At 51.4% G+C, this 280-nt stretch carries 1 protein-coding gene; it reads right to left on the reverse strand.

Annotated features, from left to right (window positions below):
* Positions 1-280: hypothetical protein (locus tag AB1471_RS17270; RefSeq protein WP_367780967.1), on the reverse strand; the 280-nt coding region annotated here is incomplete at both ends.

A 280-nucleotide genomic window follows, 5' to 3' on the forward strand; every position in this document is an offset into this window, starting at 1 on the left:
TATTCAGGAGGCTGTCGGCCAGTTCGGACAGGTCGGTCATTATACCACCGTAGAACTGTATGAGGTCGTCGTGGCCCATAGAGTCTATGTCCCTGGTCTTTATAACCAGCTTCTCCACTTCCGGCAGTTCCGAGTCTTTTTCGATTATCTCGACGCCCTCTACGAGCTCTTTGAGGTTTTCCTCTCTGCCCGTTACGCTGTCCAGTGTCCTGCCCGTCTTTCGGTCGCGGACAATGACTCTGTTGTCTTTCAGTATCTTCTCAATATCACCCGAGGAGTA

Source organism: Jeotgalibacillus marinus, from assembly GCF_040801915.1.
Classification (GTDB): Bacteria; Bacillota; Bacilli; order Bacillales; family Jeotgalibacillaceae; genus Jeotgalibacillus; species Jeotgalibacillus marinus.